The 9,985-nt window shown below is 62.4% G+C and carries 10 protein-coding genes; 4 read left to right on the top strand and 6 right to left on the bottom strand.

Annotated elements, in window-relative coordinates:
* Positions 1-131 precede the first annotated feature (131 nt).
* Positions 132-554: a cytochrome c family protein gene (locus tag CHB97_RS20400; RefSeq protein ID WP_244559638.1), complete on the bottom strand. Its 423-nt coding sequence runs from the start codon at positions 552-554 to the stop codon at positions 132-134.
* Positions 555-838: 284 nt separating this feature from the next.
* Here CHB97_RS20400 and CHB97_RS20405 point away from each other — a divergent pair, with 284 nt between their 5' ends.
* Complete coding sequence (locus CHB97_RS20405; protein WP_089289857.1) at positions 839-2,062, top strand: serine hydrolase; 1,224 nt, start codon at positions 839-841, stop codon at positions 2,060-2,062.
* Between the two features lie 186 nt (positions 2,063-2,248).
* On the opposite strand, the gene CHB97_RS20410 is transcribed toward CHB97_RS20405, so the two are convergent.
* From CHB97_RS20410 to leuC, 3 genes are read right to left on the bottom strand one after another with little or no spacing between them, the layout of a single operon-like run.
* On the bottom strand, positions 2,249-3,109 hold the full coding sequence (locus CHB97_RS20410; protein ID WP_089289858.1) for an oxaloacetate decarboxylase: 861 nt from the start codon (positions 3,107-3,109) through the stop codon (positions 2,249-2,251).
* A gap of 17 nt (positions 3,110-3,126) precedes the next feature.
* Complete coding sequence (leuD, locus tag CHB97_RS20415) at positions 3,127-3,732, bottom strand: 3-isopropylmalate dehydratase small subunit (RefSeq protein ID WP_089289859.1); 606 nt, start codon at positions 3,730-3,732, stop codon at positions 3,127-3,129.
* A gap of 4 nt (positions 3,733-3,736) precedes the next feature.
* Positions 3,737-5,146, bottom strand: a complete 1,410-nt coding sequence (leuC, locus tag CHB97_RS20420) for a 3-isopropylmalate dehydratase large subunit (protein ID WP_089289860.1) — start codon at positions 5,144-5,146, stop codon at positions 3,737-3,739.
* Between the two features lie 192 nt (positions 5,147-5,338).
* Here leuC and CHB97_RS20425 point away from each other — a divergent pair, with 192 nt between their 5' ends.
* The 3 genes from CHB97_RS20425 (at position 5,339) to CHB97_RS20435 (ending at position 8,647) form a co-directional block, all read left to right on the top strand.
* Complete coding sequence (locus CHB97_RS20425) at positions 5,339-6,946, top strand: FAD-binding oxidoreductase (protein ID WP_089289861.1); 1,608 nt, start codon at positions 5,339-5,341, stop codon at positions 6,944-6,946.
* Between the two features lie 5 nt (positions 6,947-6,951).
* Entirely contained in the window at positions 6,952-7,962 is a 1,011-nt protein-coding gene (locus CHB97_RS20430; protein WP_089289862.1) for a zinc-binding dehydrogenase, read from the top strand.
* 169 nt (positions 7,963-8,131) lie between these two features.
* Positions 8,132-8,647: a DUF3598 domain-containing protein gene (locus CHB97_RS20435; RefSeq protein WP_089289863.1), complete on the top strand. Its 516-nt coding sequence runs from the start codon at positions 8,132-8,134 to the stop codon at positions 8,645-8,647.
* 308 nt (positions 8,648-8,955) lie between these two features.
* On the opposite strand, the gene CHB97_RS20440 is transcribed toward CHB97_RS20435, so the two are convergent.
* The gene (locus CHB97_RS20440) at positions 8,956-9,372 is read right to left on the bottom strand and encodes an ATP-binding protein (protein WP_160106085.1); all 417 of its coding nucleotides are present in this window, start codon (positions 9,370-9,372) and stop codon (positions 8,956-8,958) included.
* Positions 9,373-9,578: 206 nt separating this feature from the next.
* Positions 9,579-9,911: an STAS domain-containing protein gene (locus CHB97_RS20445; RefSeq protein ID WP_089289865.1), complete on the bottom strand. Its 333-nt coding sequence runs from the start codon at positions 9,909-9,911 to the stop codon at positions 9,579-9,581.
* Between the last annotated feature and the right edge of the window lie 74 nt (positions 9,912-9,985).

The raw sequence follows: 9,985 nt of genomic DNA on the forward strand, positions 1-9,985 counted from the left end.
AGGCGACGCGCCGGCATGACGTGCCGTTCGTCGCCCCCTGTTCGTTGGAGGCGCCGGTCAGCCGCGGATCGCGGCTGTTTCCAGCAATGGCGGGTACCTGCCCCCGCCTGCTGGCGGGAACGGGCAGAAAATTACTGTGTCGCCTTGTGCAGATAGGCGATCAGCGCGTCGCGGTCTTCCTTGTTCGGCAGACCGACAAAGGCCATGGTGGTGCCCTGGATCAGGCTGGTCGGCTTGGTCAGCCAGGTTTCCAGAGTCTGGTCGTTCCAGGCCACACCGCTGTTACGCATGGCATCGGAATATTTGAAACCTTCTGCCGTACCCGCCTTGCGGTCGAACATGCCATGCAGATTGGGGCCGACCTTGTGCGGCTTGCCAGCTGTGATCTCATGGCAGGTCTTGCAGCGGATGAACAGGCGTTCACCCTTGTCAGCCGTCTGAGCGGCTGCATCCTGGACCAGCCCGCCCGAAACGGCACCCAGGGCCGACATTGCCAGCGCAAGGATGGCGATCTTACGGGCCAACGGACGGGCCTTGGTGCTATGGCCGGGCACTCGGGTCAAGGATGCCTCCTGATCATAAAGTCGTTAGGAATTTCAGCACCCGTTTCCAGGCACTCTCCATGGGGATATCTGACGATTGATCGGCCGGCTGGTCGATCAGCACATCCCCATTTGGCCACACAGTGGATAAAAATCGGGCTTCAAATGACAGGTACCGGGGTGAATGGTTAGCCTGCAAAGCGTGAGCCCAGGTTGGGTACACATTTGGTTCCCGGTGACTTTACCCCGGCGCAGATTCTGCGCCGGGGCTATTTCCATATTTCAAGGGACGGGTGATGAAGCATCGTCTGAAGGCCATTCTGCTGCTGAGCTGCGGCCTGTTGGCCAGTTCCCCCGCTCCCGCTCAGGACGCAGAAACCATTTATAAACAGCGGCTGGAAAAGCTGCTGACCGGCGCCCCGCTGGACACGCTGTATCAGCCGCTGGAGGCGGTGCCCGGTGCCGCCAGCATCACCGCCCTGCCCCAGGCCAGTGCCGCGCAACGCACGATCAGTGATGCGGCCCTGGCCGATGCCGCCGCCTATGCGGCCGACAGCAAGGCAAGCGCCTTTATCGTCTGGCACAAGGGCAAGCTGCAGGCGGAAATCTATGGCGATGGTGTAAAGGCCGCCACCCCCCTGCCGTCGAAATCACTTTCCAAGCCGATGACGGCCATCGTCATCGGCCGGGCCCTGCAAATGGGGCTGATCAAATCACTGGATCAGCCGGTGGCGGATTTTGTCACCGAATGGCAGGGCACGCCGAAAGCGGCGATGCTGATCCGCCACCTGCTGGATATGCGTACCGGCTTTCTGGAACAGGGCTTCAATGCCGATCCGGATCATCCCTGGAATCGCGCCTATCTCAGCACCGATCACGGCAGCTACATCGTCAAGGATTACCCGCTGACCGATGCACCGGGCAGCCGCTATGGCTATTCCAATGCCACCTCGGAACTGGTGGCCTTGGTGATTGAGCGGGCATCCAGGCGCCGCTATGCCGATTTCGTCGGGCAGGAGGTGCTGGCCCCCGTCGGTGCGCCCGGTGGTCAGGTCTGGGTGAACCGGGTGGGCGGGCTGGCCCATTCCGGCTGCTGCATGATGGTGCCGGCGGAAGTGTGGCTGCGTCTGGCCATCCTGCTGCTGAATGATGGGGTGGCTGATGGCAAGCGGCTGCTGCCCACGGGCTATGTGAAGCAGATGGTCACCGGCACGCCGCAGAACCCGCATTACGGGCTGGGCGTCTGGCTGGCCGGTGCCTATGTGGAACGGCGGGGCTTTGGCGCGCCGGGTGCCCCTGGCCCCAGCATCCTGCACAGCGAACCTTATCTGGATCGTGATCTTTATCTGTTCGATGGCAATGGCAGCCAGACGGTGTTCATCTCCCCCCAGACCGGCCTGATCGCCCTGCGCCTGGGCAATAATCCGCCCAAGGGAATGGATTGGGATAACAGCCGCCTGCCCAACATCCTGATCCGGGGCTTGAAGGACCAGGTGAAGATCGAACCGCAACAACGTTGATCTTTAGAGCGTATTTCCGTTGGCCGGAAACACGCTCTAACATTTCGTTTTCCTCAATCGCCGGCGCTGCATCCGCAGCTTGGCTACGCCGCATATGCGGCGCGGCGGCAGTCGCCGCCGGAGCTGTTTTCGGTCAACCGAAAACAGCTCTAAAAAAAGGGCGCCGCAGCGGGCGCCCTTTCTGTTTCACTTGGCCCACTTTTTCTCAAAGGCCCAGACATCCTCGAACCCGATCAGGGAACAGAATTCGCGGAAGTTGAACATGGGGATCTCGGGCGACAGGCTGGTGCCGGTCGCCTTCAGGTGCTCCATGGCCTTTTCCATGGCGGCGGCAGCCACCAGGCTGTTCATGGCCGGGAAGATGGACATGGCGTAGCCCAGGCTTTCCAGCGTCTTGGCATCGCGGATTGGGGTCAGGCCGCCATCGGCCATATTGGCCATCATCGGCTTATCGACGGAGGCGGTGACAGTACGGGCCTCATCGTCGCTGGTCAGCGCTTCGGGGAACAGGATGTCGGCCCCGGCTTCGGCATAGAGCTTCATCCGGTGCAGCACACCTTCCAGCCCCTCGCTCTGCCGGGCATCGGTGCGGGCGATGATCAGGAAATTTTCATCCTGGCGGGCATCCACGGCGACGCGGATCTTCTCCGCCATGTCTGCCGCCGGAATCACCCGCTTGCCGGGCGTGTGGCCGCATTTCTTGGGGAATTCCTGATCTTCGATCTGAATGGCGGTGACGCCCGCCTGTTCATAGGCGCGCACCGTATGGTGCACATTCAACAGCCCGCCAAAGCCGGTATCGGCATCGGCCACCACGGCGGCGTTGCAGGTGCGCACCAGCGTGGCCATGCGGTCCACCATCTGGGTGACCGACGCGATGCCGGCATCCGGCAGGCCATAGGCCGACGCCACCGTCCAATAGCCGCTGCCATAGACGACATCGAAGCCGACCTTGTTGGAAATGACCGCACTGATCATGTCCTGGATGCCGGGGGCGGTGACAAACTGACGGGCAGCCAGTTTCTGACGCAGGATGGGATTGGCCATGACTTTAACTTTCTATCTCAACCAAGCCAGGGAAAGCGCTGACGGCGCTGGGTTTCATACTGGGCGATGGTATCGCCGCGCTGGTTCAGGATGGTCATCACCTCGTCCCAGCCATTCAGCAGCGCATCGCGTTTCTGCGGATCAATGCTGATGGCGACGGTCGCCCCATCGGGCCGGGTGATGAAGCCGGCTTCCAGATCGACATGCAGTTCCAGACCTGCTTCGGCATCGGCCAGCAGGGCGGCATGGGTGGCTTCATCCACCACCACGGGCAACATGCCGTTGCGATAGCAATTGCCCCGGAAGATGTCCCCGAAGCTAGGCGCGATGATGCAGCGGATCCCCTGATCCAGCAGTGCCCAGGGAGCCTGTTCACGCGATGACCCGCAGCCGAAATTGGCCCCGGCCACCAGGATGGCGGCCTGCCGCCAGGGTTCGCGGTTCAGCACGAATTCCGGCAGTTCCTGCCCCTGCCCGTCGAACCGGCGGTCATGGAAGGCATAGCGGCCCAGCCCCTTCTTGGCCGTGATGGTCAGGAAACGGGCGGGATAGATGATATCGGTGTCGATATCCGCCTCGTTGAGCGGGGCGGCGACGGCGGACAGGCGGATAAAGGGTTCCATGGGCTTACACCGCCTCCAGATAATCACGCGGGTCGGCAATATGGCCGGCGATGGCAGACGCCGCCGCCATGGCCGGCCCCATCAGATGGGTGCGGGCACCCTGGCCCTGCCGCCCTTCGAAATTCCGGTTGGAGGTGGAAGCGCAGCGCGCCCCCGGCGGCAGCCGGTCATCATTCATGGCCACGCAGAGCGAGCAGCCGGGCTCCCGCCACTCAAAACCAGCATCCAGGAACACCCGGTCCAGACCTTCCTGTTCGGCCTGGGCCTTCACCGCACCCGATCCCGGCACCACCAACGCCGTTACCCCGGCCGCCACCTTGCGGCCGGTCAGCACCCGGGCGGCCATGCGCAAATCTTCAATCCGACCGTTGGTACAGGAACCGATGAACACATGATCAATGGTCACATCGCGCAGCGCCTGACCCGGTACCAACCCCATATAGGCCAGCGCCTTGGCCGTCTTGGCCGCCTGTTCGGCATCCGCCAGGCTGGCCGGATTAGGCACCAGACCTGTGACATCCGCCACCTGATCCGGGCTGGTGCCCCAGCTGACCTGCGGCACCAGCCGGGTGGCATCGATGGTGATTTCCCGGTCGAACACAGCCCCTTCATCGGTCGGCAGGGTACGCCAATAGGCGACCGCCGCATCCCAATCGGCCCCTTTCGGCGCCTTGGGCCGGCCCTTCAGCCAGGCGAAGGTGGTTTCGTCCGGGGCGACAAGGCCGGTACGGGAACCGGCCTCAATGCTCATATTGCAGAGCGTCATCCGGCCTTCCATGGAAAGGGCGCGGATGGCGGGGCCTGCATATTCAATGGCATGGCCGATGGCGCCATTGCTACCCAGCTTGCCCACCACGGCCAGGATGATATCCTTGGCCCCTACCCCCGGCGGCAGATCGCCGGTGACATTGACCCGCAATGTCTTGGCTTTGGGCATCCGCAGGGTCTGGGTGGCCAGCACGCTTTCGCATTCACCCGACCCGATGCCGAAGGCCAGCGCCCCGAAGGCGCCATGGGTGGCCGTGTGGCTGTCGCCACACACCAGCGTCAGGCCTGGCAAGGTGAAACCCTGTTCCGGCCCGGTGACATGTACAATACCCTGGCGCGGGTCGCCCAGGGTCAGCAGCTCAATGCCGAATTCCCGCGCATTGGCCTCCAGCAAGGCCACCTGGGCGCGGGCCTGCGGATCGGCAATCGGGCGATCACGGTGGCGGGTGGGCACAGAATGGTCGGCGACAGCCAGATGATAGGTGGGGTTGCGCGGACGCAAGCCCTTGGCCCGCAGGCCTTCAAACGCCTGCGGGCTGCTCACCTCATGCAGCATCTGCCGGTCGATATAGAGCAGGCAGACGCCATTGCCCTCTTCCGCCACCACATGGGCGGCCCATAATTTATCGTAAAGGGTCGTCGCCATCGCCCGTCCCTGTCCTGCGCCATTGTCTGTCATGATGGCCTGACCAGACCATGGGGCCCCCAAGGACTGCCACGCCTACCGCACATAGTGACCACCTTGCGGATAAATCGCTCCACTGGGCGTGCCGAAAAGACTGACGGGGGATAGTTTTGTTCAGCAAGGAATAAATCCAGATTCGGAGCAGGGTTCATCATGCCTGACGTGGGAATGGCCGGAACGGTGCCGGCGCTGAAACAGGTTTTGGCCAGCATTGTCGGGGAGGCGCATGTCCATGATGATGCGGCCACCCGCCGCCTTCATAGCGGCGATATCTGGAGCGAGGCGAAGGAGCCGGTTTCCCTGGTCGTCGCCCCGGACAATCTGGACCAGCTCTCCCGCCTGATGGCGGCCCTGCATGAAGCGGGCGTGGCCGTGGCCCCCCGTGGGGCTGGCATGAGCTACACCAGCGGCTATATCCCCAGCGTTGCCGGCACCGTCTCCCTGGATATGCAGCGGATGAACCGCGTGCTGGATATCCGGGCCGAGGATATGGTGGTGACGGTGGAAGCCGGCTGCACCTGGGTGGACCTGAACAATGCCCTGGCGCCGCTGGGATTGCGCGCGCCTTTCTGGGGGCCGATGTCCGGTCTGGCATCCACCATCGGTGGAGGGATTTCCCAATTGAACGCTATGCTGGGGGCCGGTCATTACGGCACCTCGAGCGAAAGCGTGGTGGCGATGAGTGTGGTGCTGGCCGATGGCCGGGTGCTGCGCACCGGCGCCCGGGGTGCCGATGGCGAAACCCCCTTCTATCGCCATTTCGGGCCCGATCTGGCCGGGCTGTTTGCCGGTGATTGCGGTGTCTTTGGCATCAAGGCCCATATCACTTTGCGGCTGATCCAGGCCCCGGCGGCGGAAGATTACGCTTCCTTTGCCTTCGACACCGGTGAAGACTTGATGCGCGCCATGGCCGCCATGGCGCGGGCCGGGATCGCCGCCGAGATGTGCGCCTTCGACCCCGGCCTGACCAAGGTGCGGATGCAGCGCGCCTCCATGTCCGGTGATGTGAAGGCACTGGGGGCCGTGGTGACGCGGCAGAAATCGCTGGCGCGCGGCCTGTGGGAAGCGGTGAAGGTGGCCAAGGCCGGCCGCAACTTCGTGGACCTGGAGAGCTACCCGCTGCACATCATCGCCGAGGGCCGCTGTGCCGCCGCCGTGGCGCATGACATGGCGACCGCCCGCCAGCTGGCCGCCGACCATGGCGGGACGGAGATTGAAAACACCATCGCCAAGGTGATCCGCGCCATGCCCTTCCCGCCGCTGAACAGCGTGCTGGGGCCGGGCGGGGAGCGCTGGATTCCCATCCATGGTCAGGTGTCGCTCTCCCAGGCCCCGGCCCTGTTCACGGCCCTTGAGGAATTGTTTGCCGAACTGGCGCCAGAGTTTGAACGGTTCGGTGTCAGCACCGGTTACCTGTTCAGCAGCATGTCGACCAATGCGCTGATCCTGGAACCGGTGCTTTATTGGCCGGATGAGAAGTACCCGGTCCATGATGTGGCCATGGAACCAGCCCATGCCGCCCGTCTGCCCGTGCAGCCAGCCAATGCGGAGGCGAAGGCCTTTGCCACTGCCACCCGCAAGCGCGTCATCGCCATCTTGCAGCGTTTCGGTTGCGGCCATTTCCAGATCGGCCGCGCCTATCCCTATAAGGAAAGCCGCGACCCGGCCAGTTGGGAATTGCTGAATGCCATCAAGCAGGTGCTGGATCCCAAGGGGGCGATCAATCCCGGCTGTCTGGGTTTGGACAACCGGAAGGGCTGACCCAGATGGCTGCCACCAGTCAGGTTCTGCGCCAATCCCGTTTCGCACCAAGCTTTCGTGAGGCAGTTGATCTTGTCGCCGAACCGCTGACCGATCCGGGCCCTGGCGAAATTCGCGTGCGCAACCATTGGTGCGGCGTCAACGGCATTTTCGATACGCAGATCGCCCGCAACGCCGTCAGCTATGTTCCCGTCCGCCTGCCCACCTATACAGGGGTGGAATCCATCGGTGTGGTGGAAGCGGTGGGGGATGGCGTGACGGATTTCAAGCTGGGGGATGCCGCCGTCACCGTCCGTTTCACCTGGGGCTATCGGGAAACAGCCACCGCCCCGGCGGCGCATTTCATCCGTGTGCCGTCGGCCAGCCCGGATTATCTGGCGCTGGCCTCCACCGGGGTTTCCGCCCTGCTGGCGCTGGACCATACCGGTGCCCTGCGGCCTGGGGAAACGGTGGCTATTTCTGCCGCCGCTGGCGGGCTTGGCCATCTGATGGTGCAGTTGGCCAAGCAGCGTGGCGCCCATGTGGTGGCCGTCTGCGGTGGTGCGCAGAAGGTGGATTTCGTGCGCGGTCTGGGTGCCGACCGGGTGATTGATTATAAGGCGGAGGATGTGGCCACCGTACTGGCGGCGGAATATCCTGCCGCGCTGAATGTGGCCATTGATACAGTCAGCGGCCCGATCTTCGATGCCTTTGTCGATAACCTTGCGCGGCATGGTCGGCTGGTCGTGGCGGGTGCCGCCCAGGATCTGGATGGCCGTCCGGAAATCATCACCGCCCCCCGTATCGCCCACAAGATCTACTACAAGGGCGCCTCAATACGTGGGTTTATGAATGGTCTGCTGACCGACCTGTGGCCACAGGCGCGGGAAACCGTGTTTTCCCTGCTGGATGAAGACAAGATCAAGGTCACGTTCGACGCTGTTCGGTTCCAGGGCCTGCATCAGGTACCGGACGCCGTGGAGCGTCTGTTGTCCGGGCGATCCATGGGCAAGGTCGTGGTCGACCTGCGCCCCTGATCGCCCTCAGGTCCTGATACTTAACCGCCGGCGCCAACATCCGTTGGCCTGGCTTCACGCGGCATGGGCCGCGCGGCGGCGGTCGCCGCCGTACCCAGCTGCGATGCGTTCACCTCATCGCAGCTGGGTGTAAACCATCGCTCTTTGTTTTCACGAAGGATCATTGGTGATGAGCAATAATATCGAAGCCCTGCGCCGCGACATGCCGTTGCTGGCCCGTAACGAGGGCGTGTGGGAAGGCTGGTATCGCTATTATTCGGCTGAAACCGGTCAGCTGATCGACCAGCATCGCTCCCGCCTGTTGTGCCGCTTCACGGAAGATGGCCCCAGCCCCTATCATCAGACCAACTATTATTTCTGGGAAGATGGCCGCACGGAAGTGCGCGATTTTCCCGCCGATTATGCCGATGGTCGCATCTGGTGGGACAATGACCTGATCACCGGCTGGGCCGCCGCCATGAAGCCGGATGATTTCAACCGTTCCACCTGCCTTAACTGGACGCGCAAAGGCGAACCTGATCTCTATCTCTATGAAATGATCCAGCTTTCCGACTGCGGTCAGTTTCGGTCCCGCACCTGGCACTGGTTCAAGGGCGGTCGCTGCTTCCAGCGCACCCTGATTGATGAGAAGTTCGTCACCAAGGATTGGAAGAACTTCACCGATCATACAGCCCCGAAGAACTGATACCAATCTCCCTTGATCGTGACCGATCCAGGGAGATTTCAGGTTCCCTCAGTCGCCGGGCGCTGCCATCCGGCAGCTTGGTTTGTGCCGCATGTGCGGCGGGCCGACGGTCGCCAGCCTCCAATCCGCCAAGGGTCAAACCCTCGGCGGATTGGTATAAGTGGGATATGGGTTTCAAACGGTACAGTGACGGGGCCAAAGCCGCGGCAAGCCGTCCAGTAGCGCAAGCAGCAGCGTCCTGGCCAGTTCCCGACGGAACCGCGCTCACCACAGGTCTTGCAACAGCAGGACCAGCAGCACGAAAGCGGTCAGTCAGGCAACCTTTTGGAAAAACGCAGACGGTTATGACCCGAGATACGGGCATAGGACACCTCATCCATCATGCCTCGAAGCAGATGAACGCCCAACCCGCCGATCTCCCGCTCATCCAGTTCCGCGTCGATATCCGGTTCCTCAAACGCCAACGGATCGAAGGCGGGCGCGTCGTCCACCACTTCCGCCGTCACTAACGGTCCCTCCAGTGCCACACGCACGGTGATGGCACGGCCTGCCCGCCCGCCCAGCCCATGCTGGATGATGTTGGTCAGAACCTCTTCTAAGCAGATATTGAACTGGAAGGCGAATTGCGGCGGCAAGTCATAGCTGCCACAGAACTCATCGACCCGATCGGCCAGCGGGGCGATCTCCTGCAACCGACTGTCCAGAACCAGGACGATTTCCGCCACGCCTTCCCTCCAATCGACATGAACAGGACACCGCCTATCCTTCTCATACCAATCTCCCTTGATCGTGACCGATCCAGGGAGATTTCGTGTTCCCTCATGCGACGGGCGGGCGCATCCGCGCCATTGGCTTACGCCGCTACCAAGCGGCGGGCCGGCGGTCGCCGGCCTCCAACCCGCCTAAAGGTCAACCTTTCGGCGGGTTGGTATCAGCTCAGCAGGCCAACCCCGCTTGCGCGGTCCTGCGCGATCTGGAACAGCTTGGTGAAGCCACTCAAATCGAATATCTGGAACACATTCTCATTCATGGAAGACAGGACAAGGCGGCCCTGTGCCGCCTTTGACAGCTTGGCACATTTCAGCAGCGCCCGCAGTCCGGCGCTGCTGATATAGCCCACCTGCTGAAAATCGATCAGCAGGCGTCCAGAAGCGCGCTGCGCCCTTTCCACCAGGAACCGCTCGACCTCCAGATAATTGTTGCTGTCGATCCGGCCGGTCAGCTCGACGATCACAAGTTCGCCATGGATGATTTCGGAGTACATTTTACTGATCCTGGTAAAACAATTCTGTTCAACATCAAGCTTTCGCCATCATGACGCAAGCAGAGGCCGAATGA

It is taken from the genome of Azospirillum sp. RU38E (genome assembly GCF_900188385.1).
Classification (GTDB): domain Bacteria; phylum Pseudomonadota; class Alphaproteobacteria; order Azospirillales; family Azospirillaceae; genus Niveispirillum.

Excerpts from the sequence above, each read along its gene's own strand:
- CHB97_RS20405 (WP_089289857.1), top strand. The coding sequence starts at position 839 with ATGAAGCATCGTCTGAAGGCCATTCTGCTGCTGAGCTGCGGCCTGTTG.
- CHB97_RS20410 (WP_089289858.1), bottom strand. The coding sequence starts at position 3,109 with ATGGCCAATCCCATCCTGCGTCAGAAACTGGCTGCCCGTCAGTTTGTC.
- leuD (WP_089289859.1), bottom strand. The coding sequence starts at position 3,732 with ATGGAACCCTTTATCCGCCTGTCCGCCGTCGCCGCCCCGCTCAACGAG.
- leuC (WP_089289860.1), bottom strand. The coding sequence starts at position 5,146 with ATGGCGACGACCCTTTACGATAAATTATGGGCCGCCCATGTGGTGGCG.
- CHB97_RS20425 (WP_089289861.1), top strand. The coding sequence starts at position 5,339 with ATGCCTGACGTGGGAATGGCCGGAACGGTGCCGGCGCTGAAACAGGTT.
- CHB97_RS20430 (WP_089289862.1), top strand. The coding sequence starts at position 6,952 with ATGGCTGCCACCAGTCAGGTTCTGCGCCAATCCCGTTTCGCACCAAGC.
- CHB97_RS20435 (WP_089289863.1), top strand. The coding sequence starts at position 8,132 with ATGAGCAATAATATCGAAGCCCTGCGCCGCGACATGCCGTTGCTGGCC.
- CHB97_RS20445 (WP_089289865.1), bottom strand. The coding sequence starts at position 9,911 with ATGTACTCCGAAATCATCCATGGCGAACTTGTGATCGTCGAGCTGACC.